This is a genomic window from Enterobacteriaceae bacterium Kacie_13, from assembly GCA_013457415.1.
Lineage (GTDB): Bacteria > Pseudomonadota > Gammaproteobacteria > Enterobacterales > Enterobacteriaceae > Rahnella.
Genome location: CP045665.1, coordinates 838,800 through 864,522, shown reverse-complemented (window position 1 = coordinate 864,522; position 25,723 = coordinate 838,800). Strand labels below are relative to the sequence as shown.

Genomic DNA, 25,723 nt, shown 5'->3' with positions numbered 1-25,723 from the left:
AAAGCATGGACGGAAAATTAGGGTGGTAATACGAAGTGCCGCGCTGATTTTATTGTTTAGTCTGACCGCGTGTCATAAGATACCTCCGCAACATGGCCGCTCAGCCCCGGCTGCTGAGGGGGATTGGACGCTTCCTTACGGAAAATGGGAATTTGCTTTTCTGACACCTGAAGCATTGCCAGCCACGGTAACCCATGTACGGATTGTCGATACCGCCGGGTACCTGAACAGTTTTAATACCTTGGATGGTACACATAGCGACCCTAATATTGTTGGAACCTGGAGTAATAAGAGTCGAACTGGCTCGGTGTATTTCAATAAAGTCAGTCACCCTCCGCAGTATATGATTTTCTGCTGGGACTCGATTATTGATATGAAGACTTACGAAACCAGCCTGTTTTTCCCGCAGGAGGTCTGGCAGAAAATGCGTGTCCCGACTGGCAAGGATATGTTCGGCAATACGGCATGGTATGACACGATGTTGTTTGGTCTAGCCCCCGAAGGCAAAGTCAGAGTCTGGTTACAGAACAGCGCAGGTGGTTCTAATTATCCTGTACCAGTAACAGACTTGAAAACCGTCTCAGGGAATGAACTGACCATCTGCAAAGGAATTACACGACACACTAAAGGATATGGGTATACAAAAACAACGCAAGAATTTATCAAAGATAAAACCTACCCATACGGATCGTGGTAATTTTTATCCATGGTCATTATCCAATTGCAGCGCCACATATAACAGCAGGCGATCGTCGAAATTGCCAAGATCTAATCCGGTTAATTCTGAAATTCTGTTGAGGCGGTATTCCAGAGTATTACGGTGAATATATAAGGCTTTTGAGGTCGCCGTCGGCTGAACATTATTCTGGAACCATGAAGCCAATGTGCGGCGAAGTAATCCGTTGCTGTCGGTGGCTTTTAAACGCGCCAGCGGCCGCACCAGTTCGTCGGCCTGCCAACCGCCGCGCAGGCTGTCGAGCAGTACAGGCAGGATCAGATCCTGATAGAAGTAGCAGCGCTGTTCGGGCATCCGCTGTTTACCAACGGTCATGGTGGTACGCGCGGTACGGTATGAACGGGCGATACTGCCGGGGCCGGTGAAGAAGTTGCCGAGGGAAATACGCACCCGCAGACGGCCAGTTTCGGTCATCCGCGAAAGCAGGTGATCAATACGCTGACGATGGCCGTCGGGATCCCAGCGATCGTAGCTGTTAAGCGCCGGTTTCAGCACCACCATTTCGGTCAGGGAAACAATGGCGATGAGGTTATCGCGCTCAGGCGTAGTAAGCAGCGTTTGCAGTTGTTGCAGCTCCGCCATCGCGGAATCTACGCCCAACTGACCGCTGTCCACTTCCACCACCGCTGCCACGCGCGGGCGATTCAGATCAATTCCCAGACGCTGCGCCCACTCTTTCAGCGCCGGAGAGAGTTCGTCGACGCGTATAAGATTAAGCACCAGCTCTTCACGCAGACGACTGTCCTGCGCCAGCATGTGCAGCAACCGCGCCTGTTCAAGCATCATTTCAGCAGTCATGCACACCAGTTCGCCGTACTGGCGTAGCTGTAACGGATTGCCGGTCAGGCCGATGACACCGACGATCTGGCCGTCAATGCGCAGCGGTAAGTTGATGCCCGGACGCACCCCGTGCAAATGCCGTGCGACACCTTCGTCGATATCGACGATGCGTTCCTGTGAAATCGCCAGCAATGCACCTTCATGCAACTCGCCAAGACGCTGATCGTCCCCGCTGCCAATAATTTTCCCCCGGCCATCCATGACATTCACATTACTATCAATAATTTGCATGGTGCGGGCAACAATTTGCTGCGCCAGCTTTGCATCGAGATGGTACGCCGACATGGGTTCCCTGCCTTGGCTGTTTTTCTTCTTCAGGCCAGCATACTCAGTCGGCATCAGTCAGACATTATGCAAATGCCCAAAGAGCAGAAGAACCCTTTGAAGTTGCGGGTAAAGTCACAGTTTTAAGCAAATGCACAGATGCGTGCAGGGAGGTAAATTGTACATATGAAAAAGGCACGCCGGAGCGTGCCTTAGGGAAGTGCTGACGAATTACTGTGCCAGCAGGTAGATCGAAGAGTCACCGCGCAGGATATCCAGCGCCAGCACCGACGGTTTGGTGTCGAGGATTTTACGCAGTTCGCCCAGGTTAGCGACTTTCTGCTGGTTCACGCCGAGGATCACGTCGCCTTTTTTCAGGCCGATACGGGCTGCGGTAGAACCAGGCTTCACTTCATCGACTTTCACGCCTTTCTTATCGGCAGCGGCATTGTTGCTCAGTTCAGCGCCTTCAATACCGGTATAAATATTGCCGGAATCGACTTTTGCGGTCTGAGTGCTCTGCTCAATGGTCACGTCAACGTTCATCGGTTTGCCGTCACGCAGCAGGCCGAGTGTCACTTTGGTGCCGATTGGCATGGTGCCGATATCCGCACGGAAGGACGCAAAGCTGCTGATCGGTTTACCGTTCATGCTCAGGATCACGTCACCGGCCTTGATACCCGCTTTCTCTGCGGCAGATTTCGGCATAACCTGGCTGATGAAGGCGCCGCGCTGTGCGTCCACTTTCATCGCTTTCGCCAGCTCAGAGTTCAGCTCAGTACCCATGATACCGAGTTCACCACGTTTCACCTGACCATATTCGATCATCTGTTTGGACAGGTTCTGCACCATATTGCTTGGGATCGCAAAACCAATACCGATGTTACCGCCGTCCGGTGCCAGAATCGCCGTGTTCAGGCCGATCAGTTCACCGTTGAGGTTTACCAGCGCGCCGCCGGAGTTCCCGCGGTTGATTGCCGCATCCGTCTGGATGAAGTTCTCGTAGTTTTCGATGTTCAGGCCGGAACGACCCAGCGCCGACACGATACCGGAGGTGACGGTTTCACCCAGACCGTACGGGTTACCGATAGCGACTGTGTAATCACCAACGCGCAGCTGACCGGAATCGGCCATCTTAATCGCCGTCAGGTTTTTCGCGTCCTGCAACTGGATAACCGCGATATCAGAACGCGGATCTTTGCCGATCACTTTGGCGTCAAATTTACGGCCATCGTTCAGCTGTACGCTGATTTTGGTGGCATTATCCACCACGTGGTTGTTAGTAACCACATAGCCTTTGGCAGCATCAATGATGACGCCGGAACCCAGCGCGCGGAAATCTTCTTTCTGCTCAGGAGCTTGTGGCTGACCATCCTGACCGCCACCCTGACATACCGGTGAGCCCTGGAACGGCGAACCGTCCTGGCACAGCGGCGAATTCTGACCAAAGAACTGCTGGAACTGCTGTCCCATGCGCGGTGTTTTAGCCGGGGCGCTGCCTTCAACGTTCACACTCACCACGGATGGCATGACTTTTTCCAGCATTGGCGCCAGACTTGGAAGCTGTGTTGTACTGGAAGACGCTGTTTCAGCAGCCAGTGCAGAAGAAACCGGGGCCATTGCCATACCGATACTTAGCGCTAAGGCGCTCAGGAATAAACTCGATTTTTTCATTTTCAGGATCTCTTAAAATTATTGTGGCAACCAAAATAGTCGCATTGCTTGGTAGTTGTGATACTGAGATGTAATTAATAGCGTGAAGTTCATCAGGGTCGATCGGTTAATAGTAAAAAATTATTGTCGATATTTACAAAAGACGCTTTTTCAGACAGATTCGTAAAGAAAATAAAAGACGTCTACATTTGTTCTGAAAACGATAACTATTCAGCCGCCATTAAACGTCGATATTCGTCATAAGCGTATAAATCCGTCATACCGCTGATATAATCTTGCAACATTCTTGCGCGATAATAAAACTCCTGCACCGCAAAAGCTTTCTCAGGTATCCCTTCCAAACCCACTACCGCATTGGTGTAGGCTAAACGATGTTTGGCCGAAATTTTATGCAAAAGCCGGGTTTCAATCGGATAGGCACGGTGCGTATCTTCCTGATCGAGCTGGGTAAAATCTTTCAGCGACATATCGAGCAGCGGGCTGTAAATATCCAGTAAACCGCTGATTACGCGATAACCCTGTAATTCCAACTCTTCGACTTCCGGATGATTGAAAACCTGTTTGAAGGCCACGCGTTTATAAATTTCCAGCAAGCGATTAGCCTGACTGTCATCTTCCAGCAAAGCATGATTGAAGGTGCCGTCATAAATTTCCTGCACATTATCAATGAATCTGCGCGCCGCGTGCGGCACCAGTTGCTTAACCGTTTGTACCCGCAATTCCATAAAAAAATAATCCACCGGATTACGAAACGTTTTAGCTTTATCCATTTTTTCATACGCGGTGCGAACTACTTTATCGAAGAAATCGCCCTTTTCAATCTCGCCCCATTCGCGCCAGAGATAGCTATACAGTTGCCCGACGCTGAATATGTTTTTCTCGACCGCATCTTCTAAATCGGCGATGCAGTAAGAAATGTCGTCTGCCGCTTCCATAATGTAGGTTAGCGGAAAACGGTTGAACTCGCCCAGCCCGAGTTCACTACGCAGGCGCTGAATAAACGGCTCCTCGGCCAGATAAAAACCGGGCTTTTTCATCAGGTAATCATGCGAAGGCAATTTTTCAGTGGAATACGCAGGACGCGTGTATTTCAGAATACAGGCGGTCTGGCTGTAGGTCAGATTGAGTTTCAGCAGCGTAAACACCAGACGGATCGCCTGCGCATTGCCTTCAAAATTTGACAGATCATGGCGGATTTTACTGCGCAGCTCATTGAGCGGTTCGGCGCTTTTCTCCAGCCGCAGACAGGCGATGGTACAGGCATCCGTCACCTGATATTCCCGGCCACAGCTGGCGGTATCCATGCGCTTACCAAACCAGTTGTTGATTGCCGATTCACCGAAATGTCCGAAAGGCGGGTTGCCGATATCGTGCATCAGGCAAGCCATTTCCACTACGCTTTCAAAGGGATCGGTGACATCGGTCAGACCGTAGCTGTCGAACTTCCCCTGACGGCGCAGGCGATGCAGCACCTCTTTGGCGATGTGACGACCTACCTGCTGCACTTCCATTGAGTGTGTCAGGCGGCTGCGGACGGCGGCGTTTTTTTCCAGCGGAAAAACCTGCGTTTTTTGTTGCAGGCGGCGGATGGCGGCGGAGTTGATGATACGGCCGCGATCGCTTTCAAACTGCCGCACCACATCGTACTCATCACGCGCCTCAATGGGCGAACTGAAAGGACGCTGAAAATTGAATTTCGTTTTAAAATCGATCCCGGACATGAATTCCCCCCCTTTCAGCCACTCAGACGCCCGGCAGACACGAATCCCGCATCCCAAACGCATTATCTCTTACCTTTAGCCATGATAGACTATCGCGCATGGTTTTCGACATTAATGCAGATATTAATGCCGACATTAAAGCGTCAATTCCGCCTATGCTGCGGCCCATTTACCCCACATCTGCGAGTATTCATATGAAAGTAGGCATCATCGGCGCTATGGAGCAGGAAGTGACTCTGCTGCGCGACAAAATCATCAACCGTCAGACCATTGAACGCGCGGGCTGCGAAATTTATACCGGCCAGCTGCACGGCGTTGACGTGGCATTGCTGAAATCCGGCATTGGTAAAGTCTCCGCGGCGATGGGTACCACGCTGCTGCTGGAACACTGCCAGCCTGACGTGGTGATCAACACCGGTTCCGCGGGCGGTCTGGCGAAAACGCTGAAAGTCGGCGATATCGTGGTTTCCGATGAAGTGCGTTATCACGACGCCGACGTGACCGCATTTGGTTACGAACCCGGCCAGATGGCCGGTTGTCCGGCGGCGTTTACCGCTGATCCGATGCTTATCGAACTGGCTGAAACCTGTATCCGTCAGCTGGATCTGAACGCTGTACGCGGCCTGGTGTGCAGCGGCGACGCCTTTATCAACGGTGCAGCGCCTCTGGCACGCATCCGAGCCACTTTCCCGAACGTGGCGGCAGTCGAAATGGAAGCGGCGGCTATCGGCCATGTTTGCCACCTGTTCGAGACGCCGTTTGTCGTTGTTCGCGCGATTTCTGACGTGGCCGACGGTGAATCTCACCTGAGCTTCGAAGAGTTCCTGGCCGTTGCAGCACAGCAATCCACCCTGATGGTGGACGCCATGCTCAAAGCGCTGGCTGAATCCGAAGAGTGATAATGCGCCGGTTCTGTCTCATGCTGAGTGTGCTGTGGCTGCCCCTAGCGGCAAAAGCGGCACCGGCGCAGCGGGTGGTCAGTCTGGCACCTAATCTGACAGAACTGGCGTTTGCCGCCGGGTTGGGCGATAAGCTGGTCGGGGTGAGTGCTTACTCCGATTATCCGCCGCAGGCGGCTAAGATTGAGCAGGTGGCGAACTGGCAGGGGATTAACACCGAACGTATCGTGACGCTGAAACCCGATCTGGTGCTCGCCTGGCGCGGTGGCAATCCGCAGCGTCCGCTCGAGCAGCTGACGTCGCTCGGCATTCACGTGGTGTATCTCGATCCGCAAAATGCCGGACAAATCGCACTGGCGCTGGAGGAACTGGCACAATACAGCCCGGAACCCTCCACCGCTATGCGCGCCGCAGCAGATTTCCGCCAGCAATGGCAGGCGCTGAAGCTGAAATATCACCGCGATAATCCGGTTCCCGCCTTTATTCAGTTCGGCACACAGCCACTTTTTACCGCCTCTTCGGCGACCATGCAAAGTGAAGTGCTGGAACTTTGCGGTGCAAAAAACATTTTCGCCGACAGCCGTGTCCCGTGGCCTCAGGTAAGCCGCGAGCAGGTTTTAAGCCGTCATCCGCAAGTTATTGTTATTGCAGGCGGAAAATCGCAGAAACAGGTGATTGAGGATTACTGGCGGTCGCTGCTCAGCGTGCCGGTTATTACACTGGAGTCTGACTGGTTCAGCCGCGCGGGTCCGCGGATTCTGCTGGCGGCCCGACAGCTTTGCCCGGAGATTGCTGACCTGCCTGAGAGGTAAATACTCACTAACATTTTGTAAGCCCTTCCTGCCACCCCGTGGTACTTTTCTGAATCGGTGCTTTATTAATCAAAATCAATAAATCGACGCTGGCATCTGTTAATATGTCCGGCGTAAAATCCTTCGTGTTTGATTGTCACTGCTTTGAAATTATCTCTTTGTATAACAAAAGAAATAATATAATCACCGTCATCTGATACGACAAAACTGCGGCGAATAGCGACAACGCATTAAAGACCGCAAAAAACAGACCGATAACCTTTTTCAGCCACGCTGAATTATTGCTCTAAAAATATTTTTCTACACCAGCAGGAAAAAAAGAAATGAAAGCTTTATTACTCAGCGCGTTGCTCGCCCTGAGCCCGCTGGTTGCGGTCGCGGGCATGACCAGTGGCAATATTAACATCAGCCTGACTATCTTACCGACCTGTCAGGTGAATGCCGCACACACCGGTACGTCGGTAACCTGCGCCAGTCGCACAATGAGTCCACCGCACATCAGCGAAGAACTGCTGACTTCCGTGCCCGGCATCAGCGTAGGCTCAAAGCTGGTCACCGTCGAATGGTGATCTTCTGGTAAGCACTTACTTACCTGCAAGCCCTTCCGCCTGAAAAAATCGCATTAAAAAAGCCCGTTTGCATCAGCAAACGGGCTTTTTGATTTATACGTTCAGAACACTCAAATACTGAATGACGAACCGCAACCACAGGTTGTTTTAGCGTTCGGATTGGTCACGATAAAACGCGAACCTTCCAGACCTTCCGTGTAATCAACGGAGCCACCGACCAGATATTGCAGGCTCATCGGGTCAACCACCAGCGCCACACCGGCTTTCTCGATGGTCATGTCGCCGTCATTGATTTTATCATCGAAGGTAAAACCGTACTGGAACCCGCTGCAACCGCCGCCGGTGATGTAAACACGCAGTTTCAGGTTCGGATTTTCTTCATCAGAAATCAGGTTCTGCACCTTACGCGCCGCGGCCTCAGTAAACTGTAACGGCAACGCGGTTGTTTCATTCATTAACGCTTCACTCATAATTTCCCACTCCCAATCCGCATCTTTTCAGGCCGCCAGATTGACTGTCTGAATAATGAACTCATTATCTTATACCTGAGTTAATGCTTCAAGTATGGGCATTTTTCACGGTGCTGTCCTGCTTATTGGTGCTCTCCGCGGCAGTTTCTGCCTGCGCTTTTTCAGCATTCTCACGTTCCTGCTTCTGTAACGTGCGGGTCAGAATCGCTGAATACAAGGGCTTACCGCCCAAAAACTGCGCCAGCAGTGTCGCGCCGAGGCAGGTGACGATCATTGGCAAAATCAGCTGATAGTTGTCAGTCATCTCCAGCACCAGCACGATACCGGTCAGCGGAGCACGCACGCTGGCGGCAAATAACGCGCCCATTCCGGCAATCGCGAAGGTCGCGGGTTCAATCGGGTATTGCGGAAACCACGACAATGCAGCGGTGCCGAACGCAGTACCCAGCAAGGTACCCAGCGCTAACATCGGTGCAAATATCCCGCCCGGCGCACCGGAGGCAAAACACAGCAGCGTGGTCGCGACGCGCACAACAAAGATGAACAGCAGCATCAGCAGACTATATTTCCCCGCTGCGGCCAGCGGGATCAGCGCAAAACCGCCACCCGCCGCTTCCGGCTGAACCAGCCCGAGCAGGCCACAGAAACCGCCCAGCACGCCACCGATAATCAAAATCTTACGCATATTGCCGCCGTGCAGCCGGGCGAACATATCCTGTGTGCGGAAAATCAGCGCGTTGAAACTGACGCCGACTACGCCAAACACCATTCCCAGTACCAGATACAACCAGAGCGTATTCAGCGGCGCGTTCGCCAGCTTACCGACTTCAATCACCGCCACATCACCGTTGAAAATACGGAAAACGATGCTCGACATAATCACGCCGATAAACACCGCTTTTATCGAAATCAGGCTGTAGCGAAATTGCAGCCTCATCTCTTCGAGGATAAACAGGATCCCGGCCAGTGGCGCGTTGAATGCGGCTGAAAGCCCCGCCGCCGCGCCGGTCGCCAGCAGCGAATGTCGCGCCTCGGCGCTGCGCAGCCGGAAGATATCCACCATCATTTTGCCGACGTTCGCGCCCATCTGTACCGTTGGTCCTTCCCTGCCCAGCACCATGCCCGCGCCGAGCGTGCCCATGCCACCAAAGAATTTCACCGGGATCACCCGCCACCAGCGCACCGGCCGCAGCTCCTCCAGCGCGCCTTCAATTTCAGGAATGCCCGAGCCTCCCGCCTCCGGCGCGAAACGCCGGACGAGGTAATAGCCGCACATCGCCAGCACTGCCGAGAATATAAAGGTCAGCGGCCAGAGAAAAATCCAGTAATCACTGAAAAATCCCAGACCCGAAAGCCGGGCAGCCATTATCCAGTTCACCGCTTTTTCAAACGCGACCCCAAGTAATCCGGCGACGGTCCCCACTACGGCAGCGACAATCAGAATAGCGACAGGCGTTTTATCGCGACGCAGGAACATGCGCAGCACTTCACTGCGTTTACGCGGGCCGTGGGCGAGTGCCGCCTCAGGCGTTTGGGGATGTGATTCATTCATCAGCGAGGGGAAAATACAGAAAAAGTAATGGAAGATGGATGGATTTAATCACACAAAATGTCTTCCCGACAGGACTCAGGACAAAATGCCGCACGGTTTACGATTTGATAACGTCGCTCAGTTCACTAGAATGGGCGCATTATTATCCCTTATGTCTTAAAGCATCAAAATCAGGAGCCGAATAATGAGTAAGTCAGAAAGTCTGTTCACGCAGGCGCAAGCGCTAATCCCGGGCGGTGTGAATTCGCCGGTACGTGCCTTCTCCGGCGTCGGCGGCGTCCCGTTATTCATCGAGCGTGCTGACGGAGCCTTCTTGTTTGATGCCGATGGCAAAGCCTATATCGATTACGTCGGTTCCTGGGGGCCGATGGTACTCGGCCACAACAATGCGGAAATTCGTAATGCGGTGATCGAAGCGGCGCAGCGCGGTTTAAGCTTTGGCGCGCCGACCGAAATGGAAGTGAAAATGGCCGAACTGGTCACCGGACTGGTGCCAAGCATGGACATGGTGCGCATGGTTAACTCCGGCACCGAAGCCACCATGAGTGCCATCCGTCTGGCGCGCGGCTTTACTCATCGCGATAAAATCGTCAAATTCGAAGGCTGCTACCACGGCCACGCAGACTGCCTGCTGGTAAAAGCCGGTTCCGGCGCGCTGACCCTTGGCCAGCCAAATTCTCCGGGCGTTCCGGCAGATTTCGCCAAACATACCCTGACCTGTACCTATAACGATCTGGATTCCGTGCGCGCCGCTTTCGGGCAATTCCCGCACGACATCGCCTGTATCATCGTTGAGCCGGTGGCGGGCAACATGAACTGCGTGCCACCGTTGCCGGAATTCCTGCCGGGTCTGCGTGCGATTTGTGATGAGTTTGGCGCGCTGCTGATCATCGACGAAGTGATGACCGGTTTCCGCGTCGCGCTGGGCGGTGCTCAGGAGTATTACGATGTAGTACCGGATCTGACCTGTCTGGGCAAAATCATCGGCGGCGGTATGCCGGTGGGCGCATTCGGTGGCCGTCGTGAAGTCATGGATGCGCTGGCACCGACCGGTCCGGTTTATCAGGCGGGTACGCTTTCCGGTAACCCGATTGCCATGGCCGCCGGTATTGCCTGCCTGACGCAGGTTGCACAGCCGGGTGTCCATCAGACCCTGACCGACCGCACCACTCAGCTGGCAGAAGGTCTGCTGCACGCGGCGAAAGCGGAGAATATCCCGTTCGTGGTCAACCACGTCGGCGGTATGTTTGGCCTATTCTTCACCGATTCAGATACCGTGACCTGTTATCAGGACGTGATGAAGTGCAACGTTGAGCGCTTCAGAAAGTTCTTCCACCTGATGCTGGAAGAAGGCGTGTATCTGGCCCCTTCCGCGTTTGAAGCCGGATTTATGTCTCTGGCGCACAGCGAAGAAGATATCCAGCGCACCATCGACGCCGCGCGTCGTTGTTTCGCGAAGCTGTAATAACTTTTCGATCTCGGCCTCCTCCTTCGCAGGGAGGAGATAAAGCCAAAAGGGGCCATCTGGCCCCTTTTTTATTGCATCACGCCTGGTCTTATTTCGCCTGCTTTCTCAGCAGATAGATAAAGTATGGCGCGCCGATGAAGGTGGCGAGCAGACCGGCGGGGATCTGATTTGGGAACAGGAACATCCGCCCGCACCAGTCAGCGAACACCATCAGCAGGCCACCCAGTATGCTGGCGACCATCCACTGCGGCATCGCGCGGCGAAAGCCCATCATACGCGCCATATGGGGTGCCATCAGACCAATAAAGCTCAGCGGCCCGACCGTCAGCGTCGCGGCGGCGGTCATGATTGCGGCCAGCATCAAAATCGCCATACGGCTTGGCGTCAGCGCCATTCCGACTGATTTCGCGGTCACGCTGCCGAGCGGCAGTATGTTGATCCAGCGTCGCAAGAACGGCACCAGCAACATCAGGATCGCAGCCAGCCCCAGCGTGCGCCATGCGGCATCAGCGGTGACGGAATAGGTCGACCCCGAAATCCAGTTCAGCAGGCCACCCATGCGCGGATCGCCGCTGGCCAGCAGCAACGTCAGCAAAGTACTAAATGCGGTACTGAGCGCGATGCCGGTCAGCAACATCCGCTCGGCGGAGAAGCTGCGTATCCCCGAGGCCAGCATGATCACCAGCAAGGTGACCGCCGCACCGGCACTGCCCGCGGGCAACAGCCAGACAAAGGCATCGCCCGGCACGATAAACATCATCAGCACCACACCGAATGCCGCACCGGAACTTATTCCCAGCACTTCGGGGCTGGCCATCGCGTTGCCGGTCAGTTTCTGGATTAGCACGCCCGATGATGCCAGCATAATGCCCGCCGCCAGCGCCGCCATCACGCGCGGCATTCGCCACGGCAGCAGCGTCTGCAAATCAGCGCCGGTCGACCAGTTCCAGCCGGTGGCGTTGCGACCGGCCATCAGCGCGACGGCCAGTCCGGCCAGCAGCACCAGCAATGCCAGAGATACCCAGCGCACCAGATGCTGACGCTCATCCGGCACTTTATCCCCCTGATCCATCGGTGGTGGCGTCATGCTGTTACGCAGACGCGGCAGCAGCCAGAGCAACAGCGGCGCGCCGACCAGCGCGGTTGCGGCACCGGTGGGAATTTCCATCCAGTATTGGGTCAGGAACTGCATCACCTGATCGGTGAACCACAGCAGCAATGCGCCGATAAACGGAGCCATTACCAGCCGTGCAAAGAGGCGGCGTGCGCCGAGCATCTTCGCCAGCAACGGGGCGAACAGACCGATAAAGCCAATCATGCCCACCGCGTTAACCAGCTGGGCGCTCATTAGAATGGCCAGCGCCAGCACAGCGAGACGCGCAGCCGATAATCCCAGACCGAGGTTTTTCGCCACGCCGTCGTCCAGCCCCAGCAGGATCATCGGACGCTGTAAAAGAAACGCCAGCAGCCAGACGATGATCACGCGCGGCAGCAGGAACGAGGCAATATTCCAGTCCTGCTGATTCAGCGCCCCGCTGCTCCACATGTATAAACTTTGCAGGCGCTGATAGTTAAACAACCCGAGCAGTCCATTGACCGCACCGCAGTACAGGCCGAGTACCAGACCGGCGAGGATCAGCGTCACCGGCGAAAGCCGTTTCCCCCAGGCGATACCGAAAACTAAAACACCAATCACCACCGCGCCAAGCATAGCGGCGAACTGTTGGGTGATAAGCCCGCCCGGCAGCGCCCACAGCGTGGCGACAGTCAGGCCAAGTTGTGCACCGGCAGACACGCCGAGCGTCGCCGGTTCTGCCAGCGGATTGCGCAGCACTTGCTGAAACAATAAGCCCACCAGCCCGAGACCAGCACCGGCCAGCAGCGCGACGGCGATACGCGGCAGCGAGCTGTAGTGGAACAGCATCTGCTGAACATCGTCGATATCTGGCTGCCACAGTGCGCTGCGCCACAGGGAATAAGGCAGCTGCTGATGCAGGTTGTAAACGCTGAGCGCCCCGGCCGCCAGCGTCATCAGGATCAGTAAAATCAGCGAAACGCTGAGTGCGCGGCGGTTCATACCGGTTTCCTCAGAGTACTGTTAAGAATGCGGCAGAAATGCATCGCGCTGTAGGTTGCGCCGTAGAACCAGACCGCAGGCACCACCGTGAACTGATTATTGCGAACGAAGGGCATAGATTTCCACAACGGCGTGGGTGCAACGGCATCCATGATGTCGGCGCTGCCGTGATCGAAACACAGCACGCGGGCATTTTTGATACTGGCCAGACGCTCGACACCGACCGACACACTGCCCCAGAAACTGCCTTCGCCCTGCCAGGCGTTGGTCAGCCCGACGTCGCCCATGACTTCCTGGAACAGGCTGCCCTCGCCGAACACCAGCACGTGGCGGGTATCGATAAAGGTGATCAGCAAAACGGGTTGCTGCGCGACAGGCTTCATCAGCTCGCGGGTTTTTGCCAGTTGCTGGTGATAAAGCTGCAAATGTTGTTCTGCCCTATCCTGCAAACCAAGATAATCCGCCAGTTTGTGCAAAGAGTTGATCGCCAGTTGCAGGGGTTTCGCGCTGCCATCGTTGGCTTTCACGTCAATCACCGGCGCAATGGATTCCAGCTGGCTGGTCTTCGGGCCGTAGCCCTGCGTCACCAGCAGCAGTGAAGGTTTAAGCTGCTGGATAAGCTCCATATTCGGTTCGGTGCGCTGACCGACATCAATCACCGACGGGGCGAGTTTCGGCTCTTCCACCCAGAGTTCATAATTGGGTATATCGGCGATCGCCATCGGCATCACGCCGAGGGCAATCAGCAGCTCGGCAGGTAGCCATTCGAGGGCGATAATACGGCTGAGATCCGGTCTGGATCCGGCGAATGTCGGCATGGAAGCCAGCAGCGGGGATAACGCTATCGCCTGTAACAGACGGCGACGCGTTAGCCCTGAAAAATCAGGAAAATCAGACATATCAGTATACAAAGCTCACCGGAGCCCCACCCGCCGGATGCGGAAGGATGCCCATCGGAATACCATAAATTTGTTCGAGAACGTCGCCGCGCATCATCTCTTCCGGTGCGCCCTGGGCTATCATTTCGCCACCGCGTAACGCCATCAGCTGGTCGCAATAGCGCGCCGCCATGTTCAGGTCATGCAGGACGGCAATCACCGTTAAGCCTTTCTCCCGGCTCAGGCGCTGGATCAGGGCCAGCACGTCTTTCTGATGCGCGATATCTAGCGCAGACGTCGGCTCATCGAGCAGCAGACAGCGGCTGTCCTGCGCCACCATCATCGCCAGCCACGCGCGCTGCCGCTCGCCGCCGGAGAGGCTGTCCACCAGACGATGGGCAAAGGGTTTCAGGCCGACCAGCGAGACAGCTTCTTCAACTTTTTCTTTATCCTGATGCTTAAAACGTCCGAGTGCGCCGTGCCACGGATAGCGGCCAATCGCCACCAGCTCCTGCACCGTCATACCTTCTGCGGGCGGAAGTTGCTGGGGCAGATACGCCACCTGACGCGCAAAGGCTTTGCTGTCCCACTGGGAAAGCGGGGAGTCGTTGAGGAAAATCGTGCCCGCCGTGGCGGACTGATGCCGTCCGAGCATTTTTAACAACGTCGACTTACCGGAGCCATTGTGACCAATCAGGCCACAGACTTTTCCCTGCGGGAACGTCAGCGTCAGCGGCGCCAGTAGCGTGCGTCCGGGCACTGAAAAACTGACGTCTTGCAGGCGGAATACGCTTTCTGGCAGCGATGTGGACGGGTGTACGTTGTTATCAGCCATAAGATTTTCTTCGTTTACATCCGGATTTGACGATGAGTTGAATAGGAAACGGGCACGACCAGCGTGCCCGATTTTGCATCACGAATTGCCGACGATTAGAAGCGGAAGGTTGCGGTTGCAACCACCTGACGCTCCGCGCCCCAATAACAGGCGTAATCGCGATAGCAGCTGGCGACGTATTCACGATCCAGCAGGTTATTGACGTTCACACCCACAGAAGAACCCGGCAGGCCAAAGCGCGCGAGATCATATTTGATCGTGGCATCCACCACTGTGTAGGAAGACACATTAAATGCTTCATTTGCTTTGTCTGCATTCACACCGTTTGTGGTGTAGAAGCTGGAGCTGGCACCGACGTAACGCACACCCGAGCCAACTGTCAGGCCGCTGAGCGCGGTTTCGTGGAAGGTGTAATCCGCCCACAGAGACGCCATATTTGCCGGCACTTCAACAGGACGCTTGCCTTCGAAACTGGTGTCATGCGTGTATTTTGCATCGGTATAGGTATAAGACGCCGTGAGGTTAATGTTGGCGTTAACCGCTGCTTTGGCTTCCAGTTCCAAACCGCGAGAACGGATTTCACCAGACTGAACGCTGAAGTTAGCGTCAGACGGGTTGGCAGTCAGGTTTTTATCTTTGGTCAGCTGATACACCGCTGCCGTCAGGCTGATCGGACGATCGTTCGGGATGTACTTAACACCCGCTTCATACTGTTTACCTATTGAAGGATCGAACGGCTGGCCTTGTTTGGTGGCACCTGCGTTCGGTTCAAAGGATTCGCTGTAGCTGAAGTACGGAGAAATACCGTTGTCGAACAGATAGTTCAGACCACCACGCCAGGTAAACTGCTGATCGTTGATCTGCGAAGCGCTGTTGGTGGTGCGCGTAAAGGTTGAGCTTTTGGCGAAATCGTAACGGCCGCCAACAGTCAGGATCCACTTATTCCATTGCGCCTGATCCTGCATGTACAGACCAGTTTGCTCCTGACGATTGAGGATCTCATACGGGAAGTACAATGAGACATTGCCGTTGCCGTATTGCGGATCTGCCAGATTCAGATTACTTGCGCTGCCGTAATCCGCATCAATATCGTTACGCATACGCATGTAATCGACACCCATCAGCAGGGTGTGATCGACAGCGGCGGTGCCGAATTTAGCCTGGGCCTGCGTATCGACATCAAAGTTAGCCAGCTTCTCTTTGGACTGTACGTAGCTGCGCGTGATGTTGCCGTTACCGAGGTAGCCGAAGCCGTAAACTGATTTATATTCGGTATCGAGTTTGGTGTAGCGCAGGTTCTGGCGAACCGTCCAGGTATCATCAAACTGATGTGCGAAGCTGTAACCGACCATTTTCTGGTTGCGGGACATGCGGTTGCCCGCTTCACCTTCGTTGAAATCTGTCGGCAGTTTATGTGCTTTTCCGTTGGCATCGTAGTACGGAACCACGGTACCTTCACGTGGCAACCAGCCGTAATAACCGGCATCCGGATCGTTCTGGAAATTGCTCAGGAAGGTAAAGTCGGTTTTATCATCAGGACGCCATGAGAAAGACGGCGCAATCGAATAGCGTTTTTCTTTCGCCATTTGCTGCTGCGTATCCTGACTGCGCGCCACGCCGGTCAGACGGTAGGAATACACGCCCGCATCGTCGATGGCATCGCTGAAATCAAAACCGGTCTGGTACAGGTTATCCGTACCCATTTTGAACTGTACTTCTTTCAGCGGTTCAGTGGTCGGACGCTTGCTGACCATGCTGACCACGCCGCCCGGATTGCTTTTACCGTAAAGAACGGATGACGGCCCGCGCAGCAGTTCAACGCGCTCAAGCATGTACGGATCCATCGACACTTCAGAATAGTTGTCCCCCTGAAGTTTGATGCCGTCGAGATACTGATTAGTGTTCACCGAGGTGAAACCACGGATGGACATGGCGTCGATGGTGTTAGAACTGCCACGGCTGGCGAAAACGCCCGGCGTATAGCCCAGCGCTTCTTTAACTGAAGCAGGCTGTTTCATGTCCATTTCTTCACGGGTCACAACGGAAATAGACTGCGGGGTTTTCACCAGTGGCGTATCGGTTTTCGTTCCGGTCGCACTGTGTTTCGCGGCGATAGTCGCGGCGGGCCCCCACGCAGATTCCGGTGCTGCTTCAGCAGCGGCTGAACTGGTGACATTGATGGTATCTTCTTTTGCCGGAGCGGTTGCCGCGCCTGCGTAAAAGGACGTGGAGCTCAATGCCGCCGTAATAGTTAAAGCCAGTGTTCGACGCGTAAAGACGTCTTTGGGTGAAGAAAGGGAGCGCTGGAAAGCCATTGCGTTATCTCTGGGATGTTTATTAATGGGAATGTAAACGATAATTATTATTATGAACATCGCATATTATGCGCAATGCTTGCGCATCTGCAAGCGTATTTAACGCATAGATTGGCTGAATGAATAAAAAGTATCCCCATGTTAAATATGGGTAAAAGTGCCTATAAATTAAACGGGAATGGATGTAGCCAGATTGAAGAGAATGTAAAACAGCGTGGGTAAATTTTGGTTAAGAATAACAAAAGAAAAGGGCACGATTCTCATCGCGCCCTTTTTAGCTTACTGAATCAAACGGTTGTTAATTCGATCCGAACATATCCTTGATCCAACCAGCCACACCGTTGCTGTCTTTTTTCTCATCCTGAGACTGCGGTTGTTGCTGCTGTCCCTGAGATGGCTGCTGTTGTTGCTGTTGCTGCTGTATCTGTTGCTGCTGCTGAACCGCGCTGACGGAAGCCTGACACATCGCATCCGGTGAATCGGTCCAGACCGGAATTGAACGCGTTGCCCCGCCGCCGCTCAGCATACCTGAACCCCCGCCGCCGCAGACGAAGTTGCCGCTGCCGTCAATGTTCATTGTGCTGATACCTTCCGGCATTTGCAGATTCAGCGGCTGTGGTGTGCCATTTTCCAGATAGCGTCCGTAAAGCACCAGCGCACCGGTCGAGCCCCAGAGTTTAGACGGGCCGTTGTTATCGCGGCCAACCCAGGTGATCGCCACCTGATTGCCGTCGATACCGGCGAACCAGCTGTCACGCAGTTCGTTCGATGTCCCGGTTTTCGCCGCCAGATGCAGTTTAGGGAACTTGTTCGCCAGCGCGCGCGAGGTACCTTCCTGCACAACCTGTTGCATCGCATATAGCGTCAGATAGGCCGCCTGCGCCGGGATCACGCGGATCGCCTGCGGGAAGCTCTGATAAAGTACAGTGCCGTCTTCCGCAATCACCGAACGAACCGCTGACAGTGGGGCTTTGTTACCGCCGCTGGCAATCGTCTGGTATTCCTGCGCCACTTCCATCGGCGTCAGCGCAATCGCACCGAGCAGCATCGACGGCGTCTGGTTCAGGGATTCTTTTGGAATACCTAAATCAATCAGCGTTTTAGTGATGTTATCGAGGCCTACCGCCATCCCGAGGTTTACCGTCGGTACGTTCATGGAACGCGCCAGCGCATCCACCAGCAGAACCTGACCACGGAACTGATGGTCATCATTTTTCGGTGACCAGATCTGGCCGTTCGCCAGCTTCAGGTTCAGCGGCTGATCGGCAAGAATGGTGTTCAGACGGTATTTATCCGGCTGCGACAGCGCGGTCAGATAGGTTGCCGGTTTAGCCAGAGAACCAACCTGACGACGTGCCTGCATCGCGCGGTTGAAACCGGCAAACTGCGTTTCTGCGCCGCCGACCATACCGCGTACTTCGCCGGTGTAACGGTCAACGATCACCATCGCCGTTTCGATGTCATTCAGGCCGCTTTTCTTACGCAGTAATGGAATACCCTCTTCGACTGCTTTTTCCGCCGCATCCTGTGAAATCGGATCCAGCGTGGTGAAGATTTTCACCCCGGACATGTCCTGCACTTTGTCGCCGAGCTTGGCCTGCAGCTCCTGACGAACCATCTGCATAAACGCTGGCTGAGGTGAAATCACCCCGCCTTTCGGCTGGACGCCGAGCGGACGCGCGCTGAGCATGTCATACAGTTCCTGGTCGATCACTTTCTGATCGACCAGCAAACGCAGCACCAGATTACGACGCTGTAGCGCCATATTCGGGTTACGCCACGGGTTATACAGCGACGCCCCTTTCACCATGCCGACCAGCAATGCCTGCTGATCCAGACTCAGTTCATTCACCGGACGACCAAAGTAATACAGGCTCGCCAGCGGGAAACCACGGATCTGATCGGAACCACTCTGGCCGAGATACACTTCGTTCAGGTACAGCTCAAGAATGCGATCCTTACTGTAATCGGCATCCAACAGCACGGCCATGACGGCTTCGCGCGCCTTACGGCTCAGGGAACGTTCGTTGGTCAGGAACAGGTTTTTCACCAGCTGCTGCGTCAGCGTCGAACCGCCCTGCACCGCATGACCGGCGGTCAGGTTTGCCAGCACCGCACGGCCAATGGAGTAGAAGTTGATCCCGTCGTGTTCATAGAAATGACGGTCTTCGGTCGCCAGCAGCGTATCAACCAGTAAGTCAGGGAATCCGGCGCGCGGCACGAACAGACGCTGTTCGCCGTTGGCGTTGGACGCCTGCAGCATGGTGATCAGACGCGGATCGAGGCGGAATAGCCCGAAATCATGCTGATTATCCAGATTTTTGATTTCTGAAAGACTGTTGCCGTCAAACATCAGACGCGCGTTCACCTGCCCTTCTTTGCCTTCCGGGAAATCAAATGGACGGCGCAGCATATCGATGTAGTTGGCGTGAACTGTAAATTCGCCGGGACGGGTGATGCGCGTCACTTCGCGATACTGCGTGCCTTCCAGCAGGCCGACCATTTCGGCTTTGCTGATCGCCATATCCGGCTCAAGGTTTACCTGACGGCCATACACCGCCGCCGGCAGTTGCCAGACTTTGCCACCGTCAATGCGGCTGTGAATTTCACGGTTGAGATACACCGCGTAAATACCCAGCAGGATCAGGAAAACGACGAACAGTTTGACCAGCAGCCAGAACAGACGACGCTTGAAGCTTTTCTTACCGCCCTTACCGCCTGTTTTCGCTTTACGCGGCGTGGCTTTGCGGCTCATGCGCGACTCCCGCTCTTCTTCGTAATCATCGTCATCCTCAAGGTCATCATCCATTTCTTCTTCATAATCATCGTAATCGTCATCCCGACGGTTACGGCGGACAGGGCGCTCCCGCGAAGGCTTACGCCCGGCAGGTTTACCTTTACGGCCAATCGGCTCGCGATCATCGCCAGACATCAGTGAATCTCCCAACGTGCTGCTGTGTTCGTCATAATGATTCTGCTTTGCTGAGTCATTTTCATGTTTGTATAAAATATTTTAAAAGGATTTCAAAAAGATACGGGAAATGGCCTGAAATCGTGGCCGCAAGGCGCTTACTCTGTGCCCCGCCCTGAGTTTCGCCCAGAAGAAATGTCTGAAAAATTGTTTCTTTTCTACACATTTCATCAGGGTGCTGAATACTTTTTGGTGCGCCGCGTCGGCAACGCGTCGGCCGGATTATCCGGCCACGGATGTTTCGGGTAGCGGCCTTTCATCTCTTTCTGTACTTCCCGGTACGAACCCTGCCAGAAGGCCGCCAGATCGGCTGTGATCTGCAACGGGCGCTGCGCGGGTGACAGAAGTTCCAGCACCACATTCACCCGTCCTTCAGCAATCGACGGACTGCGCTGTTCGCCGAACATCTCCTGCATACGCACCGAAAGCGCCGGTGGCTGGTCAGCATGATAGCGGATCGGCAGACGACTGCCAGTCGGGACGGTGTAATGGGTCGGTAATGCGCTGTCCAGACGCTGCCGCTGCTGCCAGTCCGTCAGGCGCAACAAGGCTTCGTGCAGATCGACCTGTTGCAGAGATTTTAACGAGCGCACGCCTTTAAGCGAGGGCAGCAACCAGTTTTCTAACCCGTCGAGCAGAGACTGATCGTCCATTGCAGGCCACCGGACATCCGGCATCCATTTCACGGCACAGGTCAGCCGCAACCGCAACTGCTCCGCCGCCACCGACCAGTTGAGCGCCTGCAACCCCTGCGTGCGGATCCAGTCGATCAGCGCCTGTTGCAGTTCTTCATCATCGGGCTTCGCCAGCGGACTGGCCTTCAGTACCAGCCTTCCTATTTGCCAGCGCCGCCATGCGCGCAGCGTGCCCTTTTCTTCGTCCCACTCGACGGCAGTCTGCTCTTTGACGACGTCCGGCAGCCGGGCGGGCAGTTGGGTGATATCCAGAGAAATCGCCAGCAGAATACGGGCATCCGGACTGTTGTTGCCCTGTAATAATTGCGGTGCGACCAGCCACGGTGCGCGGATCAGCCCGTCGTCCTGCGGCAAAGACGCGCCCAATCCGTTCGCCAGCAGATAACGTCCTTCTTCGCCGCGACGCTGGGCGATGCGGTCGCTGAACGCCCGCGCCAGCAGCCAGGGTGCCAGCGAGGCATCTGCATTCCCGTTTTTCGCGCCGGTACGCTGCGCCAGCTGTTTTGCGCGACGCAGCCAGTTCCCCTGCGGGCGGCTAAACCAGTAATCGATATCCGGCATACCGCCACGGGGCGGCACTTCGAGCATCGCGGCCAGCAAGGCGGCGGTAGCGAGTGCATCCGGGCTTTGCATGGCGGCAGAAATCAGCATGGCAGCCAGACGCGGATCGCAACCGAGCAGCGCCATGCGCTGGCCTGCGGACGTCAGCCTGCCCTGCGTATCGGTGGCCCCAAGCTGATGTAAAAGGTGTTTGGCGGCCGACAGTGCAGCCGCGGGCGGCGTGTCCAGCCATTGCAACTGGGTAACGTCCTGACAGCCCCACAGCAACAGCTCCAGCCAGAAACCACTGAGATCGCTTTGCAGAATTTCAGCTTCGGCCTGTGCGCTGGCGCGCTCCGCCTGCTCTTTGCTGAACAGATGCCAGCACAGCCCAGGCTCAAGGCGTCCTGCGCGTCCGGCACGCTGGGTCATCGACGCCTGACTGATGCGCTGCGTCACCAGCCGCGTCAGGCCGCTGCGCGGATCAAACTGCGCGCTGCGTTCCAGCCCGCTGTCCACCACCAGACGGATGCCTTCGATGGTCAGACTGGTTTCGGCAATGTTGGTCGCCAGCACGATTTTACGGCGTCCGGCCGGTGATGGCTGAATGGCTTTCTGCTGCTGATCGAGCGACAGCGCGCCGTAAAGCGGGCAGAGATCAACGTCATCCGCCAGCCTGCCGTTAAGTAAATTTTGTACGCGGGTGATTTCGGCGACGCCCGGCAAAAACAGCAGCATCGAGCCGTGATTTTCGCTCATCAGGCGGCTGACCGCGCGCGCCACGCCGTCGTCGAGGCGTTCGTGAGTGGCGAGCGAAAGATACTGACGATCTACCGGAAAGCTGCGCCCTTCGGAGGTGACCACCGGCGCATCGGGCAGCAACGACGAGAGCCGCAGATTATCGAGCGTTGCGGACATAATCAGCAGTTTTAAATCATCACGCAGCGCGTTCTGAACATCGAGCAACAGCGCCAGCGCCAGATCGGCCTGCAAGCTTCGCTCATGAAATTCATCGAGGATCACCAGAGATACGCCGGTCAGTTCAGGGTCAGCCTGCACCATGCGGGTGAGAATGCCTTCGGTCACGACTTCAAGACGCGTCGCCGCACTGGTTTTGCTCTCGGCGCGCATACGATAGCCGACGGTTTGCCCAGGCGCTTCTCCCAGCTGCTGCGCCAGACGGTAAGCAACGTTCTTCGCCGCCAGACGACGCGGCTCCAGCAACAAAATCTTGCCCGGCAAATTCGCCTGTTTCAGCAACTGCAACGGCAGCCAGGTGGATTTCCCCGCTCCGGTTGGCGCAAGTAAAAGCACCTGCGGCGCCTGTTGCAGGGCGGCTAAAAGCGGTTCGAGTACGGCGCTGACCGGCAAAGAAGACAATGAATGCTCCATGAGAGTTAACTTTAAACGGCGGGCATTGTAGCATTTAGCCCCACATCCGGCATGCTGCCGTGAATGACCAAAAATGACCGCCACAGGAATGCCTATGTCTGCCGAACGCCGCTTGTTTTTCGCTTTATCACTGCCCGCAAAGCTGCAAAAGCAGGTGATAAAGTGGCGCGCAGAGTCGTTCCCGGCGGATACCGGCCGCCCCGTCGCGGCGGCAAATCTGCATATTACGCTGGCGTTTTTGGGCGAAATCAGCGAGCTGAAGGCCGACGCGCTGACTCGCGTCGCCGGACGCATTCAGGCGCAAAAGTTTAGCCTGCGCCTCGATGACATCGGCCACTGGCCGGGCTCCGGGGTGGTGTGGGTAGGTACAAAGCGGGCACCTAATGCACTTTTGCAGCTGGCGTCAGTGCTGCGTTCCCACGCGGCGCGCAATGGATGTCATCAAAGCATGTTGCCGTTTCATCCGCACGTTTCACTGTATCGCAGCGCCACGCGCCCGGTTGCCATTCCTCCTGCGACGCCGGAATGGCTGCTGGAGGCCGACGCCTTCAGCCTGTATGAATCCACCTATGATCGAGGGCGCACGCGCTATCGCTGCCTGCACACCTGGCCATTAGCTGATGTAACGCTGGCCGATAATTCAGCCCTTTAATTCACTTTCACCGGAAACTGTCATGCACTTCGAGCCTGCGCTTCAACCTGCAACGCTTATCAAACGTTACAAACGTTTTCTCGCTGACGTCATCACACCCGATGGCCGAGAACTCACGCTGCACTGCGCCAATACCGGTGCGATGACCGGCTGCGCCACGCCGGGGGATACCGTCTGGTATTCCACCTCCGATAACCTGAAACGCAAATACGCGCACAGCTGGGAACTGACAGAAACGCAGCAGCATCATTGGATCTGTGTCAATACACTGCGCGCCAACCAACTGGTGCGCGAAGCTATCACACTCGGGCAGATCCCAGAATTATCCGGTTACAGTAAACTGACTTCAGAAGTAAAATACGGCGCGGAAAATAGCCGTATAGACTTGATGTTACAGGCAGAAAATCAACCTGACTGCTATATTGAAGTGAAATCTGTCACGTTGCTGCACAAGGGGCAGGGATTTTTCCCGGATGCAGTCACACTGCGCGGCCAGAAGCATCTGCGCGAGTTACAGTCGATGGCAGAACAGGGGCAGCGAGCGGTACTTTTCTTCGCTGTTTTACATTCAGGCATTGAAAGCGTGTCCGCTGCACACCATATTGATCCGCGTTACTCAGAATTACTGAAACACGTCGAGAGTAATGGTGTAGAAGTGATGTGCTACGGTGCTGCACTTTCTGCTGAGGGTATCCGCCTCACAGAACGATTACCGCTGGTCACGAAATAATTAAACGGATAAACCCTGTTATTTACCGTCGGCGGCATAAAAAACAGGTCGCGAATACGCTTTTCCTCACAGCCTTGTCAAGCACCTGTCAGGAATAATTGCTAACCTCGTTGCCTTCTGTTATTTATAGCGGCCTGATTTTTTCCCCCTTTGGGGATCGAAATGTTCGAAGCCTTTTCTTTGCAGCAAATCTGCAATCCAACAGGTGGATGAACATAGTGCGTGTTATGTAGGAGAAGCATCATGCAAGAAGGCCAAACCCGTAAGACGTCGTCCTTGAGCATTCTCGCTATCGCTGGGGTGCAGCCGTATCAAGAGAAGCCGGGCGAAGAGTACATGAACGACGCTCAGCTGGCTCACTTCAAAAAGATTCTTGAAGCATGGCGCAATCAGCTCAGGGATGAAGTAGACCGTACCGTATCGCACATGCAAGATGAAGCTGCGAACTTCCCTGATCCGGTTGACCGTGCCGCTCAGGAAGAAGAATTCAGCCTTGAACTGCGCAACCGCGATCGCGAACGTAAGCTCATCAAAAAGATTGAAAAAACACTGAAAAAAGTGGAAGACGAGGATTTCGGTTACTGCGATTCCTGTGGCGTTGAGATAGGCATCCGCCGTCTTGAAGCACGTCCAACCGCTGATTTGTGTATTGACTGTAAAACTCTGGCAGAAATCCGTGAAAAGCAGATGGCTGGTTAAGTCCCGGGTTCCACGCGGTGCGCCATGCACCGCGTTCCCTTTATAAAGCTGTTCCCCATTCTTATGTCTCAGACACCCTACATTGGGCGCTTCGCTCCTTCACCTTCCGGTGACCTCCACTTTGGTTCGCTGATTGCCGCACTTGGTAGTTATCTGCATGCCCGCTCGCAACAAGGTCAATGGCGGGTGCGCATCGACGATATCGATCCGCCGCGCGAGATCCCAGGCTCTGCGGGACGAATACTGGCAACGCTGGAACGCTACGGGCTGGAGTGGGATGGTGACGTACTCTGGCAATCCCGGCGTCACGACGCATACCGCGCGGCGCTGGAGGATTTGTATCAGCGACACAAAAGTTATTACTGCACCTGTACCCGTCAGCGTATCGCGCAAACGGGTGGCGTCTATGACGGCCATTGCCGCACGCTGGGCCTCGGTGCTGAAAATGCCGCCATCCGCCTGCATCAGACCTTACCGGTATACGGTTTTGACGATGATTTTCAGGGGCACTTGCAGGCCAATACCGCGCTTGCGGAAGAAGATTTTATTATCCGCCGCCGGGACGGGCTGTTTGCCTATAATCTGGCAGTGGTGGTCGATGACCATTTTCAGGGTGTGAATCACATCGTGCGCGGCGCGGATTTGATCGAGCCAACGGTGCGCCAGATCTCGTTATATCAGCATCTGGGCTACCCGCAGCCGGGCTATCTGCATTTGCCGCTGGCGGTAAATGAAAACGGCGATAAGCTTTCTAAACAGAATCACGCGCCCGCGCTGCCGGAAGGCGATCCGCGGCCGGTAATCATTAACGCACTGAATTTTTTAGGGCAAACGCTGCCGGAAAACTGGCAGGATTACACTTTGCCTTTATTATTACGCTGGGCGGTAACGCATTGGACGCCCGCAGATATCCCGCGTGAGAACGCTTAAAAGC

The 25,723-nt window shown here is 55.1% G+C and carries 20 protein-coding genes; 9 read left to right on the top strand and 11 right to left on the bottom strand.

Translation table 11 applies throughout. The features are described 5' to 3' along the window. Positions 1-22 precede the first annotated feature (22 nt). Positions 23-697, top strand: coding sequence for a DUF2931 family protein (locus tag GE278_03880; GenBank protein QLK59978.1), 675 nt, complete (start codon positions 23-25; stop codon positions 695-697). A gap of 3 nt (positions 698-700) precedes the next feature. Here GE278_03880 and GE278_03875 read toward each other — a convergent pair whose 3' ends face one another. The 3 genes from GE278_03875 to GE278_03865 form a co-directional block, all read right to left on the bottom strand. After that, the gene (locus GE278_03875) at positions 701-1,861 is read right to left on the bottom strand and encodes a CdaR family transcriptional regulator (protein ID QLK59977.1); all 1,161 of its coding nucleotides are present in this window, start codon (positions 1,859-1,861) and stop codon (positions 701-703) included. Positions 1,862-2,071: 210 nt separating this feature from the next. Then, positions 2,072-3,514, bottom strand: a complete 1,443-nt coding sequence (gene degP / locus GE278_03870) for a serine endoprotease DegP (protein QLK59976.1) — start codon at positions 3,512-3,514, stop codon at positions 2,072-2,074. A gap of 206 nt (positions 3,515-3,720) precedes the next feature. Next, a complete protein-coding gene (locus GE278_03865; protein ID QLK59975.1) occupies positions 3,721-5,235 on the bottom strand; it encodes a dGTPase in 1,515 nt (504 codons plus the stop codon). A gap of 194 nt (positions 5,236-5,429) precedes the next feature. On the opposite strand from GE278_03865, the gene mtnN reads away from it, so the two are divergent. The 3 genes from mtnN to GE278_03850 all read left to right on the top strand — a co-directional run bounded on the left by mtnN (position 5,430) and on the right by GE278_03850 (position 7,515). After that, the gene (gene mtnN / locus GE278_03860; GenBank protein ID QLK59974.1) at positions 5,430-6,134 is read left to right on the top strand and encodes a 5'-methylthioadenosine/S-adenosylhomocysteine nucleosidase; all 705 of its coding nucleotides are present in this window, start codon (positions 5,430-5,432) and stop codon (positions 6,132-6,134) included. Continuing rightward, positions 6,134-6,946 (top strand): vitamin B12 ABC transporter substrate-binding protein BtuF, encoded by an 813-nt coding sequence (gene btuF, locus GE278_03855; protein QLK63176.1) that lies wholly within the window; start codon positions 6,134-6,136, stop codon positions 6,944-6,946. The genes mtnN and btuF overlap by 1 nt, the downstream gene beginning before the upstream one ends. A gap of 323 nt (positions 6,947-7,269) precedes the next feature. Beyond that, positions 7,270-7,515 (top strand): hypothetical protein, encoded by a 246-nt coding sequence (locus tag GE278_03850; GenBank protein ID QLK59973.1) that lies wholly within the window; start codon positions 7,270-7,272, stop codon positions 7,513-7,515. A 110-nt stretch (positions 7,516-7,625) separates the two neighbouring features. Here GE278_03850 and erpA read toward each other — a convergent pair whose 3' ends face one another. Both erpA and clcA read right to left on the bottom strand, forming a co-directional pair. Beyond that, on the bottom strand, positions 7,626-7,970 hold the full coding sequence (gene erpA, locus GE278_03845; protein QLK63175.1) for an iron-sulfur cluster insertion protein ErpA: 345 nt from the start codon (positions 7,968-7,970) through the stop codon (positions 7,626-7,628). Between the two features lie 103 nt (positions 7,971-8,073). Further along, entirely contained in the window at positions 8,074-9,537 is a 1,464-nt protein-coding gene (clcA, locus tag GE278_03840; protein ID QLK59972.1) for a H(+)/Cl(-) exchange transporter ClcA, read from the bottom strand. A gap of 184 nt (positions 9,538-9,721) precedes the next feature. Here clcA and hemL point away from each other — a divergent pair, with 184 nt between their 5' ends. Next, complete coding sequence (hemL, locus tag GE278_03835; protein ID QLK59971.1) at positions 9,722-11,002, top strand: glutamate-1-semialdehyde 2,1-aminomutase; 1,281 nt, start codon at positions 9,722-9,724, stop codon at positions 11,000-11,002. Positions 11,003-11,093: 91 nt separating this feature from the next. On the opposite strand, the gene fhuB is transcribed toward hemL, so the two are convergent. The 6 genes from fhuB to hrpB all read right to left on the bottom strand — a co-directional run bounded on the left by fhuB (position 11,094) and on the right by hrpB (position 22,696). Next, positions 11,094-13,082, bottom strand: a complete 1,989-nt coding sequence (fhuB, locus tag GE278_03830; protein ID QLK59970.1) for a Fe(3+)-hydroxamate ABC transporter permease FhuB — start codon at positions 13,080-13,082, stop codon at positions 11,094-11,096. Continuing rightward, entirely contained in the window at positions 13,079-13,981 is a 903-nt protein-coding gene (gene fhuD, locus GE278_03825) for a Fe(3+)-hydroxamate ABC transporter substrate-binding protein FhuD (protein ID QLK59969.1), read from the bottom strand. Before fhuD ends, fhuB begins: the two co-directional genes overlap by 4 nt. 1 nt (position 13,982) lies before the next feature. After that, positions 13,983-14,795: a Fe3+-hydroxamate ABC transporter ATP-binding protein FhuC gene (gene fhuC, locus GE278_03820; protein ID QLK59968.1), complete on the bottom strand. Its 813-nt coding sequence runs from the start codon at positions 14,793-14,795 to the stop codon at positions 13,983-13,985. A gap of 95 nt (positions 14,796-14,890) precedes the next feature. After that, entirely contained in the window at positions 14,891-17,110 is a 2,220-nt protein-coding gene (gene fhuA / locus GE278_03815; GenBank protein ID QLK59967.1) for a ferrichrome porin FhuA, read from the bottom strand. A gap of 298 nt (positions 17,111-17,408) precedes the next feature. Next, complete coding sequence (gene mrcB / locus GE278_03810; GenBank protein QLK59966.1) at positions 17,409-20,042, bottom strand: bifunctional glycosyl transferase/transpeptidase; 2,634 nt, start codon at positions 20,040-20,042, stop codon at positions 17,409-17,411. Positions 20,043-20,251: 209 nt separating this feature from the next. After that, entirely contained in the window at positions 20,252-22,696 is a 2,445-nt protein-coding gene (gene hrpB / locus GE278_03805; GenBank protein QLK63174.1) for an ATP-dependent helicase HrpB, read from the bottom strand. A gap of 106 nt (positions 22,697-22,802) precedes the next feature. On the opposite strand from hrpB, the gene thpR reads away from it, so the two are divergent. From thpR to gluQRS, 4 genes are all read left to right on the top strand, one after another. Continuing rightward, entirely contained in the window at positions 22,803-23,360 is a 558-nt protein-coding gene (gene thpR / locus GE278_03800) for an RNA 2',3'-cyclic phosphodiesterase (protein QLK59965.1), read from the top strand. A gap of 22 nt (positions 23,361-23,382) precedes the next feature. Further along, positions 23,383-24,090 carry a DNA/RNA nuclease SfsA gene (gene sfsA / locus GE278_03795; GenBank protein ID QLK59964.1) on the top strand — a complete coding sequence of 236 codons (708 nt, stop codon included), beginning with the start codon at positions 23,383-23,385 and terminating at the stop codon, positions 24,088-24,090. 243 nt (positions 24,091-24,333) lie between these two features. After that, positions 24,334-24,789: an RNA polymerase-binding protein DksA gene (gene dksA, locus GE278_03790; protein QLK59963.1), complete on the top strand. Its 456-nt coding sequence runs from the start codon at positions 24,334-24,336 to the stop codon at positions 24,787-24,789. Between the two features lie 63 nt (positions 24,790-24,852). Further along, positions 24,853-25,719 (top strand): tRNA glutamyl-Q(34) synthetase GluQRS, encoded by an 867-nt coding sequence (gluQRS, locus tag GE278_03785; protein ID QLK59962.1) that lies wholly within the window; start codon positions 24,853-24,855, stop codon positions 25,717-25,719. The last annotated feature ends 4 nt before the right edge of the window (positions 25,720-25,723 follow it).

Bases quoted from the DNA above. Each gene is read 5' to 3' on its own strand.
- GE278_03875 (QLK59977.1), bottom strand. From the start codon at position 1,861: ATGTCGGCGTACCATCTCGATGCAAAGCTGGCGCAGCAAATTGTTGCC.
- degP (QLK59976.1), bottom strand. From the start codon at position 3,514: ATGAAAAAATCGAGTTTATTCCTGAGCGCCTTAGCGCTAAGTATCGGT.
- GE278_03865 (QLK59975.1), bottom strand. From the start codon at position 5,235: ATGTCCGGGATCGATTTTAAAACGAAATTCAATTTTCAGCGTCCTTTC.
- mtnN (QLK59974.1), top strand. From the start codon at position 5,430: ATGAAAGTAGGCATCATCGGCGCTATGGAGCAGGAAGTGACTCTGCTG.
- GE278_03850 (QLK59973.1), top strand. From the start codon at position 7,270: ATGAAAGCTTTATTACTCAGCGCGTTGCTCGCCCTGAGCCCGCTGGTT.
- erpA (QLK63175.1), bottom strand. From the start codon at position 7,970: ATGAATGAAACAACCGCGTTGCCGTTACAGTTTACTGAGGCCGCGGCG.
- clcA (QLK59972.1), bottom strand. From the start codon at position 9,537: ATGAATGAATCACATCCCCAAACGCCTGAGGCGGCACTCGCCCACGGC.
- hemL (QLK59971.1), top strand. From the start codon at position 9,722: ATGAGTAAGTCAGAAAGTCTGTTCACGCAGGCGCAAGCGCTAATCCCG.
- fhuB (QLK59970.1), bottom strand. From the start codon at position 13,082: ATGAACCGCCGCGCACTCAGCGTTTCGCTGATTTTACTGATCCTGATG.
- fhuD (QLK59969.1), bottom strand. From the start codon at position 13,981: ATGTCTGATTTTCCTGATTTTTCAGGGCTAACGCGTCGCCGTCTGTTA.
- fhuC (QLK59968.1), bottom strand. From the start codon at position 14,795: ATGGCTGATAACAACGTACACCCGTCCACATCGCTGCCAGAAAGCGTA.
- fhuA (QLK59967.1), bottom strand. From the start codon at position 17,110: ATGGCTTTCCAGCGCTCCCTTTCTTCACCCAAAGACGTCTTTACGCGT.
- mrcB (QLK59966.1), bottom strand. From the start codon at position 20,042: ATGTCTGGCGATGATCGCGAGCCGATTGGCCGTAAAGGTAAACCTGCC.
- thpR (QLK59965.1), top strand. From the start codon at position 22,803: ATGTCTGCCGAACGCCGCTTGTTTTTCGCTTTATCACTGCCCGCAAAG.
- sfsA (QLK59964.1), top strand. From the start codon at position 23,383: ATGCACTTCGAGCCTGCGCTTCAACCTGCAACGCTTATCAAACGTTAC.
- dksA (QLK59963.1), top strand. From the start codon at position 24,334: ATGCAAGAAGGCCAAACCCGTAAGACGTCGTCCTTGAGCATTCTCGCT.
- gluQRS (QLK59962.1), top strand. From the start codon at position 24,853: ATGTCTCAGACACCCTACATTGGGCGCTTCGCTCCTTCACCTTCCGGT.